General features: G+C 58.6%; 10 protein-coding genes. All 10 read left to right on the top strand.

Annotated elements, in window-relative coordinates; genetic code table 11:
• The first annotated feature begins 34 nt into the window (after positions 1 to 34).
• The 10 genes from E4631_RS00180 (at position 35) to E4631_RS00135 (ending at position 13,173) form a co-directional block, all read left to right on the top strand.
• Positions 35 to 643, top strand: coding sequence for a Uma2 family endonuclease (locus E4631_RS00180; protein ID WP_133658092.1), 609 nt, complete (start codon positions 35 to 37; stop codon positions 641 to 643).
• Positions 644 to 658: 15 nt separating this feature from the next.
• A complete protein-coding gene (locus E4631_RS00175; protein ID WP_133658091.1) occupies positions 659 to 1,126 on the top strand; it encodes a DUF4268 domain-containing protein in 468 nt (155 codons plus the stop codon).
• Positions 1,127 to 1,189: 63 nt separating this feature from the next.
• Entirely contained in the window at positions 1,190 to 1,570 is a 381-nt protein-coding gene (locus E4631_RS00170; protein ID WP_133658090.1) for a hypothetical protein, read from the top strand.
• A gap of 87 nt (positions 1,571 to 1,657) precedes the next feature.
• The gene (locus E4631_RS00165; protein WP_133658089.1) at positions 1,658 to 2,380 is read left to right on the top strand and encodes a hypothetical protein; all 723 of its coding nucleotides are present in this window, start codon (positions 1,658 to 1,660) and stop codon (positions 2,378 to 2,380) included.
• 112 nt (positions 2,381 to 2,492) lie between these two features.
• Positions 2,493 to 5,489, top strand: coding sequence for a protein translocase subunit SecDF (gene secDF / locus E4631_RS00160; protein ID WP_133658088.1), 2,997 nt, complete (start codon positions 2,493 to 2,495; stop codon positions 5,487 to 5,489).
• A 489-nt stretch (positions 5,490 to 5,978) separates the two neighbouring features.
• Positions 5,979 to 6,413, top strand: a complete 435-nt coding sequence (locus tag E4631_RS00155) for a hypothetical protein (RefSeq protein WP_133658087.1) — start codon at positions 5,979 to 5,981, stop codon at positions 6,411 to 6,413.
• A 209-nt stretch (positions 6,414 to 6,622) separates the two neighbouring features.
• Positions 6,623 to 7,087 (top strand): YceI family protein, encoded by a 465-nt coding sequence (locus E4631_RS00150; protein WP_240734549.1) that lies wholly within the window; start codon positions 6,623 to 6,625, stop codon positions 7,085 to 7,087.
• A gap of 29 nt (positions 7,088 to 7,116) precedes the next feature.
• Positions 7,117 to 8,031: a DUF5777 family beta-barrel protein gene (locus E4631_RS00145; protein WP_133658085.1), complete on the top strand. Its 915-nt coding sequence runs from the start codon at positions 7,117 to 7,119 to the stop codon at positions 8,029 to 8,031.
• A gap of 363 nt (positions 8,032 to 8,394) precedes the next feature.
• A complete protein-coding gene (locus tag E4631_RS00140) occupies positions 8,395 to 11,499 on the top strand; it encodes a TonB-dependent receptor (RefSeq protein ID WP_133658084.1) in 3,105 nt (1,034 codons plus the stop codon).
• 21 nt (positions 11,500 to 11,520) lie between these two features.
• Positions 11,521 to 13,173 carry a RagB/SusD family nutrient uptake outer membrane protein gene (locus tag E4631_RS00135; RefSeq protein ID WP_133658083.1) on the top strand — a complete coding sequence of 551 codons (1,653 nt, stop codon included), beginning with the start codon at positions 11,521 to 11,523 and terminating at the stop codon, positions 13,171 to 13,173.
• Positions 13,174 to 13,231 lie beyond the last annotated feature (58 nt).

Below are 13,231 nucleotides of genomic sequence, written 5' to 3'. Positions count from 1 at the left end.
GTAACTTAGTCTCCTACCCTTCCGGACGCCCTTTATGCCGACTACTTACGAGTTTCCCGAGCTGCCGGTATTGCACGGGGCCGCGCTGACGCGCCTCAGCGACGACGAGTTTTTCGAACTGTGCCAGGCCAATCCCGCGCTGAATTTTGAGCGCAATGCCCACCACGAAATCATCATTATGCCCCCCGCCGGCTCCGACTCCAGCGAATCAAGTTTGGAAAGCCAAGGCCAGTTGTGGCTGTGGAACCGCCGAACCCACTTAGGCCACGTCTACGAGTCGTCGGCGGGCTTCAAGCTGCCCGACCACTCGGTGCGCTCGCCCGATGTGGCGTGGCTGAGCCAAGGCAAATGGGCGCAGCTCACGCCCGAGCAGCGGCGCCGGTTTCCGCCGGTCTGCCCTGAGTTTATGATGGAGATTAAGTCGCCGTCGGATGACATAGCCCTGCTGCAAGCCAAGATGGCAGACTACTTGGCCAACGGGATGCAGCTGGGCTTTCTGCTTGATGTGGAGGCCGAAACGGCCTATGTGTACCGCGCCGGCCAGCCCGCCGAAACCGTGCAGGGCTACGACCGAGAGCTGAGCGGCGAGCCCGTGCTACCGGGCTTCCAACTCGATTTGCGCCCCCTGCGCCGGGCTGCCTAACTTTATCCTAACGTCTTGTATAGCAAAGCCGAAGCCTCCCAGCTCCGCCAGGCCTTCTGGACCACCTTTGGGCAATACATGGCCCCAGTGCTCTCGGCCGAAGGCCTGCCAGTAAGTTGGGTCAATTATAAAACGGGCCTGAAGGGCGTGCAATTCAAGCTGCACGCCGATAACCGGCGCGCCAGCATCGCCATCGAGCTCACGCAACCCGATGCGGGCGTGCGCGAGTTGTTTTTTGAGCAGTTTCTGGCTTTGAAAACGCTGCTGCACGAAGCGCTGGGCGAAACCTGGACCTGGGAGCCAGCCGCCACCAACGAGCACGGCCAGCCGCTAAGCCGTATCTATAAGGAGCTGGCGCCCGCCAACCTGTTCAGCCGCGACGACTGGCCGGCACTGATTTCGTTCTTCAAGCCCCGCCTCATTGCCCTCGATGAATTTTGGAACGACGCGAAATATGCCTTCGAGGAGCTGCGCGAATGGTAGGGGGTAGGGACGGGTGCGGGGCTAAGTCGCGCAGCGCGTTATATTTGTAGCCCTGTCCGAGTTATGCGCTATTCCTTTTCCCAGCTTAAGCAATTGTTGCGCGTGGTGCTTGTGGCACTGCCCGTGCTGCTGTTGCTGGGCCTGAATGGCCGGACGGTGAGCGTGTTGCGCCCTACCCCACCAGCCGGGACGCAAGCCAGCGCTGCGCCGCGCGCCACGGTTATTAAGCAAAAAGTACTGCTCGAAGCGGCCTCGCCGCTGGGCAGCTACGTGGCCCCGGCCTTGGCGCTGGGTTGGCTGCCCCCTACCCCCCTCGCGAGCTGGCAGCCGCGCTTGGTGCGCCGCGCCGTGGCCCTGGCCCCGGTGGGCGCGCCGGCCGCCTTTGTGGCGCAGCTGTGCCGCCAGCGGCTGCTGGTGGCGGCGCTGTCGCCGCAGGCCCCGTAGCGTAAGGCGTTGGCTGCCTTTGCTTTCATAAAAATTAGTACCTTCGCCCAGGGCGGGTTGCAACTAGTTAAGCTTACTTTTTGCCTGATGATGCTGTCTCGACTGCTGGGTATTTGCTGGGGAGGCTGGCTACTGGCTGGCCCATTGGGGACGGCGCTCGCGCAAACGGCCCCGCCGACCGATGCAGCGCTGCTGGCAGCCCACCACACGGTGGCCATCCTACCCTTTGGGGCTACGGTGCAGGTAATGCAGCTGCACGACTTGGTTTACGCCAACAGCACCGCCGCCGCCATTATGAATCCACAGGCGCCGCCACCCCTGGATGCGGCCCAGCAGCAACGGCAGTTGGAAGTAGCCTACCAAATGCAAGGACTCACGATGCAGCAGCTACAAAACCGGCAGCCCAAGCACGGCTACCGCGTGCAGTGGCAGCCGGTGGATGAAACCAACCGCCGCCTGCTGGCCGCCGGCATCACTTACGCCACGCTGGCCCAGCAGCCTCTGAGCCGCTTGCAGCAGGTGCTGGGGGTAGATGCCCTGCTGACGGGGCAAGTGCTGCTCTACCAGCCCATCCCGAAAAACCTGGCGTTAGCGCTGCGGGCGGTCAACCACGAGGGGCTACTTAATAGCTCGTCCAGCGTACCGCCCAGCCAGACGGAAGCCAGCCTAGCCCTCTACGACTGCATCAGCAGCCGCCTGGTGTGGCAGGTCGATTTTGGCCGTACGGGGGCCAATGCCCTCCCGCCAGGGCGCCTAGCCCCACGCCTAATAAAGGCGGCCCTACCCTCCCTACCCTACTGCCAACGATAAATAAATACTAGCTCAGCCGATTTTTCTACCCACGGCTGACTTTCATCTTGCCACTGCCCGCCCAAGCGCGCGCACCGGCTCTCACGCTTTACTTTTCTTTACCCCTTACCTCATGCGCTACAAAGGTCTCATTATCACGCTTACGGTCATCGTTTCGGTGCTGTGCGCGTACTTTTTGTTCTTCACCTACATTTCGCGTGGGGTGCAGGACAAGGCCGTGGCCTACGCCACGCACAACGGCAAGCTGGACGAAAGCCAGCGCCAGCACTACCTCGACTCGGTGTGGCGCGCGCCCGTATTCGGCTCCTACACCTACCGCGATGTGAAGCAGAGCGAGCTGGGCCTGGGCCTCGACCTGAAGGGCGGCATGCACGTGACGCTGGAAGTGTCGCCGGTGGAAATAGTGCGGGCCATGGCCGGCAATTCGAAAGACCCTGCCTTCAACAAAGCCATCGCGGTGGCCCAGGAGCGCCAGAAAACCAACTCGGGCACCGCCTTCACTACCCTCTTTTACCAGGCTTACCAGGAGGCGGCACCCGGCGTACCGCTGAACCGCATCTTCACCAACTCGGTAAATAAGGACCGCAAAATCGACCTCAACACCTCGGATAGCAAGGTGCTGTCGGCTATCAATAAGGAAGAGGAAGACGCCATCGGGCGCTCGTTCGACATCCTGCGCAAGCGCGTGGATAAGTTTGGCGTGAACCAGCCCAACATTCAGCGCGTGAAGGGCACCGGCCGCATTCAGGTGGAGCTGCCCGGCGTAGACAACCCCGAGCGCGTGCGCAAGCTGCTGCAAGGCCAGGCCAAGCTAGAATTTTACGAAGTGTGGGCCCAGAACGAAGTGGTGCCCTACCTCGGCCAGCTCGACCAGGTGCTGACGGCCAAGGAGAAGGCCAACGCTACCGGCCCGGTAGCCGCCGTAAACAAGGCTGACTCGACCATTGCTGCCGCCGCGGGTGATACGACTTCACTGGCCGCTCAGCTCGCCAAGAAAACTCCGGCCGCCAAGGCTAAGACCGACTCGACGGCCACCCAGAAAGGGGGCGTACTGGCCCGCCTGCTCACCATGCCCGGCTCGCTGGGCGTGAACCTGCGCGACACGGCGCAGTTCAACCGCGTGATGCACACCGAGGAAGCCCGCAGCATCCTACCCCCCAACATGGCGCTGCTCTACCTCAACAAGCCGATTGATGCCAACGGCCAGCAGTTTTTGCGCCTCGTGGCCGTGAAGAAGGACCGCACCGGCACCATTGCCGCGCCCATTAGCGGCGAGGTGGTGAGCGACGCCCGCCAGGACTACGACCAGACCGGCCGCCCCGAGGTGAGCATGAGCATGAACCCGACCGGCGCCCGCAAGTGGGGCAAAATGACTGCCGCCAACATCGGCAAGCAAGTGGCCGTGGTACTCGACGACGTGGTGTATTCGGACCCCGTAGTGCAGAGCGAAATCACGGGCGGCAACACCAGCATCTCGGGCAACTTCACCATTGATGAAGCCCAGGACCTGGCGCAGGTGCTCAAAGCCGGTAAGCTCCCCGCCCCTACCCGCATCGTGGAAGAGGCCGTAGTAGGCCCCTCGCTCGGCAAGGAAGCCATCAACCAGGGCCTGTACTCGTCGCTGGCTGGCTTGCTGATTATCATGGTCTTCATGGGCCTGTACTACGGCCGCGCCGGCCTCGTGGCCGATGCCGCGCTGCTCTTCAACATGTTCCTGATTCTGGGCGTGCTGGCGCAGTTCAGCACCGCGCTCACCCTACCCGGCATCGCGGGCCTGATTCTGGTAATTGCCTCGTCGGTAGACGCCAACGTGCTGATTTTCGAGCGAATCCGCGAAGAGCTTGACCACGGCCTATCACTGCACGACGCGGTGAACGCGGGCTACTCGCGCGCCTTCTCGGCCATTTTTGACTCGAACGTGACTACGATGCTCATCGCTATCATCCTGGCCTTCTTCGGCACGGGTCCGGTGCAGAGCTTTGCCGTGACGCTGGGCATTGGCGTACTCACCTCGTTCCTGTCGGCGGTGTACGTGTCGCGCCTCATCATCGAGGCGCTGATTAAGGGCAAGACCACGAGCAGCATCACGTTCTCGACCTTCCTCTCGCGCAACCTGTTCCAGAACCTGAACTTCGACATCGTGGGCAAGCGCAAAATCGCCTACGCGTTCTCGACCATCGTTATCGTGACCGGTTTCGTGCTGATGTACCTGCAAGGCGGCCCCAACCTGGGCGTTGACTTCCGCGGTGGCCGCGCCTACGTGGTCGATTTCAACAAGGACATGGTGGCTTCTGACGTGCGCACCTCGCTGGAGCCGGCTTTCAAAAACACGGGTCTAGAAGTGAAGCAGTACGGCCAGCCCAACCGCCTGCGCATCACCACCGGCTACCTGGCCGAAGATGAAAGCCAGACCGCCGACAAGACCGTAGCCGACGCCCTCAACCAGGGCCTGAGCAAGTACGCCGCCGAGTCGCCCACCATCAAATCGACCTCTAAAGTGGGCGCCACCATCGCCGACGACATCAAGCGGACTTCGTTCCTGAGCCTGGCACTCACGCTGGTGGGCATCTTCGTGTACGTGCTCTTCCGCTTCGAGAAGTGGCAGTATTCGATGGCGGCCGTTATCGCGCTCTTCCACGATGCGCTGCTGGTAATCGCTTCCTACCCCATCGCCCGCGCCTTCGGGGCCAACTACGAGATGGACCAGATTTTCGTGGCTGCCGTGCTCTCCATCATCGGCTTCTCGATGAACGACACGGTCGTAATTTATGACCGGGTGCGCGAATATCTGCGCGAAAACCCCAAGCTGACCTTCGCCCAGGTGGTAAACCCGGCCCTGAACTCGACCTTCTCGCGCACCATGATTACGTTCACCACGGTGTTTCTGGTGGTGCTGGTGCTCTACATCTTCGGCGGCGAAACGCTCCGCTCGTTCTCGTTTGCCATGATTATCGGCATCATCTTCGGCACCTACTCGTCGCTGTTTATCGCCACGCCCATCATCCTCGATACCTATGGTAAGAAGGAAGAGCGCGAGCGCAAAGCAGCTGGCGAAGACGTGTCGGGTCTGCCCGGCGATGCGCCCAAGCTGAGCACCGCTACGGTGTAGCGCTTCGCCCTACCCCCTGCTTGCAAGAAAATCCCGGCCCTAGCGGCCGGGATTTTTTTTGCTTGTTATCACCGACACTAGGCAGCCGGATAGAATTCCCTACCCCCCGCTGCGGTAGCCCAAGCGGCCAAACAAGTTGTGCGGGGCGCTTGGGTTGGCTACGCGGCAGTACGCCGTTGGTACCAGCCAGTCATTCAGCGAGGAAAAGGGAAAGCTGAGCAAAATTTATAGATTTTTCAGGGAGTTAAATCCTATTTTTGAGCTTTAGCGTAGGTTGCTCACGTCTTAAAATTTCCTGTGGTCAACCTTTTGATAATTATATTCATAAGGTCACTTTATAACAAAGTTCAATTAAATGTTAGAAGAATGCTTTTCATTATTAAAATTTCGTTATAACATCTTCCTAGTCAAGCTTGTATGACACTGTATTTTTCAGCATTTTTACCGTAAATTTCCCTAAAATTCATTTCATTATTAACACTCGCTTCTGTGAAATTATCTACTTTTTTACCATTCAGCCAGTGCTTCTTACTAGGACTGGTACTTGCTGGCACAATGCTACTTTCGGCCTGCTCCTATACCACTATTGAGCCGGACGCCTGCACCACAACTTACACGGCAGTAAGCTATAAAACTGATGTTGTGCCTGTATTCAAAGCTAATTGTTACCGGTGCCACGATGCGGCTCACTATCAGTTACCTTCTACGGGTGGCGGCTCTTCTGGAGCGATGAATATGGAATCATTCGCATCAGTAAGCACCTGGACATCATCTTCTACTGGAAGAGGTGGTGTTAGTTATATGGTCGGCTGCATCCGGCAAGATGGCGGCTTTATTGCCATGCCCTTCGACGGCGGCAAACTAAGCCCCTGTGACATTGCGCTCATAAAAGCTTGGGTTGACGCTGGAGCTAAAAACGACTAGATGAGAGTAGGAGTCCTTTCCTGCTATTGGCGTCATATTCCTTCTTTTATCTTACTTATTTGCCCATGAGCAAAACACTACTAAGCGTAGGACGAGCGGGCATAGTCCTGATTTGGACACTACTTGGGCTAGGCAGCTCCAGCCAAGCCTGGGCGCAGGGAAAGTACATGACCAGGGGTGGCCACATCTCGTTCTTTTCGGCCTCTATCATGGAAGATATTGAGGCCCGCAACGATAAGGTAGCCGCAGTCTTTGACGTGGTTACCGGCCAGATTGCCTTTTCGGTGCCGGTGCACGAGTTTCAGTTCAAGCGCACGCTGATGCAGGAGCACTTCAACGAGAACTACATGGAATCGGACAAGTATCCTAAAGCCACTTTCACGGGCCAGGTTTTGAATGCGGCGCAGGTGCTCAAGCAGCTCCCCGCTGCCGGCCAGAATGTGGAGGCCGAGGGCAACATGACCATGCACGGGGTCACGCACAAGATAATTGTGACGGGTACCCTGCAGCTGCGCGACGGCCAGCTGGTGGTGTTTGCCTACTTCAACATCGCGCCGGCCGACTACTCCATTGATATTCCGCTGCTGGTGCGCGAGCACATTGCCAAATCGGTGAGCGTACGCGTCAACCTTACCTGCGATGCGGTTAGCCCGACGCTGGTTTCACAGCCTTAATTTTTATCCCTACCCCCGCTTATAGTTTTATGAAAAAACTACTTACGCTTCTCACTCGCGCTTCTCTGCTAGGCTTGGTATTGACCTGGGCGGCCCCGGCGGCTCACGCGCAAGCCGACCTGCTGGGCCAGCTCGACCAGGAAACCAAAAAGGATGCGCCCAAAGAACTAGTGGATGCTACCTTCAAGAGCACCCGCCTCATCAACGGCCATACCGTGCAAACGCCCGGCGAGGGCACGCTGGTGTTTCTGATTTCGCACCGTATCGGGCCGTTCAACAGCGGGTCTTACGAATTTTTTGGCCTCGACCAGGCCAAGATGCGCCTTGCCCTGGAGTATGCCCTAACCGACCGCCTGGAGATTGGCGTGGGGCGCTCGACGCTCGATAAAACAGTGGATGGCTTCCTGAAGTACCGGGCCATCCGGCAGAGCACGGGCGCGCACGCCATGCCGGTTTCGGTGACGCTCTTCGGCTCGTCGGCCATTACTACCCTGCACTATAACGATAACATCAACCATACGATTGGGCTGCGCACTACCTATTCATACCAGGCCCTGATTGCACGCAAGTTCAGCTCCGACTTGTCGCTGCAATTAATGCCCACGCTTATTCACCGCAACTTGGTGATGAATGAGGGCCAGAAAAACGACGTTTACGCCATCGGAGCCGGCGGGCGCTACAAGCTCACCAAGCGCTTTTCACTCAATGCGGAGTATTACTGCGTGCTCGACAAGTACACGCAAGACCACTACCAAAACTCGCTCGCGGTGGGCGTGGATATTGAAACCGGCGGCCACATCTTCCAACTGCTACTCACCAATTCGATTGGTATGATTGAGAAGCAGTTTATCGCCGAAACAACTGATAACTTCTTCAAAGGCGGCATCTATTTTGGTTTCAACATCAACCGCAATTTCACCTTGAAGCAGCGACGCCTCCACTAAATCGGGCTGCCGGCACATATAGCGTTAGCTCCTACCCCACTTGTTACCCCGCCGCCTGGGCGGCTGCCCCGTTCGCTAGCGCTGGCGGGGTAGCTGCCTGGGCGGCGGGGTATTACAGTATTATACCATTTTGATTGGGTAGCAACGATTACTACTTACCGGCCAGCAGTGATGCATAATGCGCTTGCGGGTGGGCATATTTTAACCTTCGATTTGGGCTATTGATACTTTATTACCATTTTCTTAAATAATAGTGCCAGTTTTAGTAGATGGAGCATAGCAAATGCGGGAATAGTATTAATGCATGATTAAGTAGAAAAGTACCTTTACTGGCATCTTTCTCACCCATCCAGTACATACAATATGAAACCCGTTTTACTCACGGTGCTCTTGATGATGATGCTCTTGGTGCGGCCATTTGGGGCGGCCGCGCAGGAGCAATTAGTACAAGGCACAGTCAAAGACAGCCAGGGCCAGCCCATGATTGGGGCTACCGTCCGGGTGCAAAATGGCACGGCCGGTACCACGGTCGATGCCGATGGCAATTTTAAGCTGGCCGTGCCCAGCAGCCGCGCTACGCTGATAGTCAGCTTTACGGGCATGACTACCCAGGAAGTGCCGCTCAACGGCCAATCGAACGTGAATGTGGTACTGGCCGGCGCCGCCCAGAGCCTGAACGACGTAGTGGTTATCGGCTACGGCACGGCCCGCAAGAGCGACCTCACGGGCTCGGTAGCGTCGGTGACCAGCGCGCAGCTCACGCAGGTAGCTACCTCCGACCCCGTGCAGGCCATTCAGGGCCGCGTGGCGGGGGTAGAAGTTACTTCCAACAGCGGCCAGCCCGGCTCGGGCACTCGCATCCGGGTGCGGGGGGTAGGCACCATCAACAACAGCGACCCGCTGTACGTGGTCGACGGTATTCAAACGGGTGATATCAGCTTTTTGCTGCCCGCCGATATTGAGTCAACCGAGATTTTGAAGGATGCTTCGGCTACAGCCATCTACGGCTCGCGCGGCGCCAACGGGGTAGTGCTTATCACTACCAAGCATGGCAAGGCGGGTCAAACCCGCTTCACCCTGTTTGGCTACACTGGCTTCCAGGAAATCCGCAAGAAGCTACCCCTGACTAATGCCCAGCAGTACGCCACGCTGGTAACGGAAGCTTATGCCAACGGCGGAGGCGCTGTGCCGAGCGACTACTCGGCCCTGTTGCAAAGCGCCGCCACGGGTGGTCAGCCGGGTTTCAACTACCAGGACTTCGTGACGCAGAAAGGGTTGATTCAGAACTACAGCGTGTCGGCTTCGGGCGGCACCGAGCAAAACCGCTACTTGGTGAGCGGCAGCTATTTCCAGCAAGACGGTATTATTCAGGCCACCGGCCTGAAGAAGTACGTGGTACGCCTCAACGACGACGTGGTGCTGACTAAGCGCATCAAGGCCGGCGCCTCGGGCACCTTTACCACGGCTAACCTAACGGGCGCCGGCGACGGCACGGGCGGCGCATTCTACAGCACGGTGCTCCAAAATGCTATTCAGGCCAACCCCATCACGTCGCCTTACAACGCCGACGGCTCCTACTCCTACAACAACATCACGAGCTTCACGCCCAACCTGGCGCGCTACCTCACCGAACAGCAGCTCAACAAGACGCAGACGACGTCGCTGTTCTCGAATGCGTACCTCGATGTGACCTTGCTCAAGGGCCTGACTTTCCGCTCCACGTTTGGCATTACCTACAACAACAACCACCCCAAGCAGTACCAGCCGCAGTACTTTCTGGGTGCCAACGACCAGCGCTCGCAGAGCGCGCTCACCGAGACGCGCATTGAGAACGTGGCCTGGGTATGGTCGAACTACGTGAACTACAACCTGGACCTGGGCGAAAACAGCTCTTTCTCGGCTACGTTAGGTCAGGAATCGCAGCGCAGCTACAGCAATGGTATCGGTATCCGGGCCTTTAATGTGCCGGCCGATGCGTCGCTCCAGTATCTCAACTCGGCGCTCAGCCCTAATTACACGCTTACCACGCCGCTACCCTACGATGCGAGCCTGCTCTCGTACTTCGGCCGGGCCAACTACAACTACCGCGACCGCTACCTCGTGACGGGCACCCTGCGCTTCGACCAGACCTCGAAGTTTCTGCCGGGCAATCGCACGGGCACCTTCCCCTCGGTAGGCGTGGCCTGGAACATCTCCAATGAGGAATTTTTGAAGAGCGTGACGGCTATTTCGCAGCTCAAGCTGCGGGCGAGCTACGGCGCCGTGGGTAACCAGAACGCCGCGCCTAACTACGGCTACGCCTCCACGGCCGTCAACAACCAGAACTACGTGTTCGGGCCCGACAAGGCGAAGAATCCCGGCCTGGCCATCGCCACGCTCAACAACCCGAACCTGAAGTGGGAAACGGCCATTACCACCGACTTCGGTATCGACGCAGCTTTCCTAGATAACAAGCTGACCTTCACCGGCGACTACTTCGAGCGGCGCACCAAGGACATGATTGCCCTGCTGCCGCTGCCCAACTACGTGGGCCAGGCGCCGGCTGCTGCCAATGTGGCTTCGCTCCGCAACCGGGGGGTAGAGCTGGCCTTGAACTACCGCGATGCCATTGGCAAGCTCCAGTACAACCTGGGCGTGAACTTCACCAAGATTAACAACCTCATCACCGACCTGGGCGGAGCTAACCCCATCACAAGCGGCAACGTGCTGTCGCAAATCGGCAACACGACCCGCACCGATGTGGGCCACGAAGTAGCCTACTTCTACGGCCTGCAATCCACGGGCATCTTCCACTCGCAGGCTGATGTTGATAGCTACAAGAACGCGGCCGGCACGGCGCTGCAGCCCGGTGCCCAGCCCGGCGACGTACGCTACCAGGACGTGAACGGCGACGGCAAAATCGACTCTAATGACTACACCTACTTGGGTAGCGCTACCCCTACCTTCACCTACGGCGCGTCGCTGAACCTTACGTATAGCAACTTCGATTTCAAAATTCTGCTATATGGCGTGAAGGGTGCCGAAGCGGTTAATGCCGGCGCTTTCAACCTGTCGAAGTCGAGCAACTTCGCGGGCCTGTGGAACAACTTCTACGCCGACCGTATGGACCGCTGGACGCCCAGCAACCCCAACAGCGACCAGCCCCGCGTGACTTCTAAAGACACCAACAACGGTGGCGGCTACAACGACAAGTTTAGCAGCCGCTATGTGGAGGATGCCAGCTACTTGCGCGCCCGCAACATGGAGCTAGGCTACTCGCTGTCGCCCACGGTGCTCAACAAGATTCGCGTTACCGGCTTCCGGGTGTTTGCCTCGGTCGACAACGTGTTTACCATCACGAAGTACCGTGGCCTCGACCCCGAGATTTCGGCTACGGGTTACTACAACAACCCGCTGGCCTACGGCGTCGACTTCGGCAACTACCCCCAGCCGCGCACCTATCGCCTCGGCTTCAACGTTCAGTTTTAACACTATAACCAACCGCAACAGATGAAAACTGCACAAGCAGCTCGCCTCATAGCGCTTTCGGTAGGCCTGGTATTCGCCCAAGGGTGCAAACAAAGCTTCCTCGATAAACAACCACTGGGCACTATTACCCAAGGCAACCTCTTTAACGACCCCACCAATGCCGTGCAAGCGGTAAATGCCATCTACGACGTTGCTTCCTGGGACCAGGGCCCCAAGTTTGGGGTAGGCGACTACGTGGGCCAGACCTACGAGTGGATGTTTGGGGACATCATGAGCGATGACGCCGAAAAAGGCAGCACGCCCAGCGACTTCACGCCCCTCATCGAGCTAAAAACCTGGACAATGGGACCCGGTAACAGTCCACTCGGCACCCTGTGGGTACACAGCTTTACGGGGGTAGCGCGCGCCAATACGGTTATCAACAACATCGATGCCGGTACCATCGACGCCACCCTGAAGAACCGACTCAAGGGCGAGGCGCTGTTCCTGCGCGCTTATTTCTACTTCAACCTGGTGAAGTCGTTTGGCGGCGTGCCGCTGTTTGACCAAGCTGTGTTGCCGACTGCCGCCGCCGCCGTTACCCGCGCCAGCATTTCGGAGACCTACGCTTTCATCGAGAAAGACTTGAAAGCGGCCCTGGCCCTGCTGCCCGAGAAGAATGCCTACGCCAGCGTCGACCTCGGCCGCGCCACTAAAGGCGCAGCCAACGGCTACCTGGCCCGCGTTATCATGTATCAGCTTGGCACTGACAATACCAACAAGCACACCTGGCAGGAAGTGTACGACCTGACGAGTACCATCATCGCTTCGACCCAGTACAGCCTGCTGCCTAACTACGCCGCCATCCATCAAACACAGGGCGAGAACAGCAGTGAGTCGGTGTTTGAGATTCAGTTTGCTACCTCCAACGACACCTACGGCCCCATCATGACGGGCACGACCAACAACGTGTTCCAGAATAACCGCGTGGCGACCAAGGATGCCAGCGGAAAAAACATACCGGGTACCGGCTGGGGCTACGGCTTCAACAACCCCACTCAGAACCTGGTCAGCGAGTTTGAGGCCAATGACCCGCGCCTGGAGGCTACCGTGTATAAAAATAACGACATCGTACTCGGCATCCCGGAAACCATCGACTTGTCGCAAAATGACACGGGGTACCTGAACCGCAAAGTAGCTATTCTGGTGCCCACTGCCAATCAGGCCGGCCCTCAAAATATCCGTAAGATGCGCTACGCCGACATCCTGCTGATGAAGGCCGAAGCCGCCGCCCAGCTTGGTAAAAGCAGTGAGGCCGTTGTTTTGGTGAACCAGGTGCGCGCCCGTGCCCGCACCTCGACGCGGCCGCCGGGTGCCACCACGGTCGGCACCTCCGACAACTACGCGCCCACCAACGCCCCGGCCAATACCCTGCCCGATATCTCGGCTGGCTTGTCGGGCCAGGCGCTGCTAACTGCCATCTGGCACGAGCGCCGGGTTGAGCTGGCCGAGGAGTCGCTGCGCTTCTGGGACCTCGTGCGCACGGGCCGCTACTTCGGAACGCTGTCCGCCGACGTGGCCGGCCGCGCCCGCCTGCACAGCATCACGACCAACGTGGTGAACCCCATTCCGCTGCTGCCCATCGAGCTGAACGACGCCCAGACCTGGCACCTGCCGCAGAATCCTGGCTTCTAAATAGCTAAATCGGGAGTCCCTACCCCCTCAAAAGAAAGCGACCCGCCTGGCTAGGCGG

It is taken from the genome of Hymenobacter sp. UV11 (assembly GCF_004684095.1).
In the GTDB taxonomy this organism is placed as follows: Bacteria; Bacteroidota; Bacteroidia; order Cytophagales; family Hymenobacteraceae; genus Hymenobacter.
The sequence above is the reverse complement of the archived record's forward strand: the minus strand, read 5'-3'. Positions and strand labels throughout refer to the sequence as shown.